This is a genomic window from Pseudomonas sp. IT-P253 (assembly GCF_949768125.1).
Classification (GTDB): Bacteria; Pseudomonadota; Gammaproteobacteria; order Pseudomonadales; family Pseudomonadaceae; genus Aquipseudomonas.
Window position 1 is genome coordinate 1 of the sequence record NZ_CATKPT010000072.1, and the last position, 320, is coordinate 320.

Annotated in this window: 1 pseudogene; it reads left to right on the forward strand. The window is 60.9% G+C overall.

The window, feature by feature from the left end:
- Positions 1-320, forward strand: a pseudogene (locus ACM6IR_RS25105) (NAD(P)(+) transhydrogenase (Re/Si-specific) subunit alpha); the annotation flags it as partial.

The window sequence follows — 320 nt, forward strand, 5'->3', positions numbered from 1 at the left end:
ATCGGCCAGGGTCATAAGGTCACTGTGCAAAGCGGCGCCGGCATTAATGCCAGTGTTGTCGACAGTGCCTATGAAGCGGCAGGCGCAACCATTGGCAGCGCCAATGATGCGTTTGGTGCCGAGCTGATTCTCAAGGTGGTCGCCCCCAGCGACAGCGAGCTGACGCTGATAAAGAGCGGCACCATTGTGGTGGGCATGCTCAATCCGTTCAGCAATGAAACCATTGCCAAGCTGGCCGAGTGCGGCATTACCGCGTTCGCGCTGGAAGCTGCGCCACGCACCTCCCGCGCTCAGAGCCTGGACGTGCTGTCGTCCCAGGC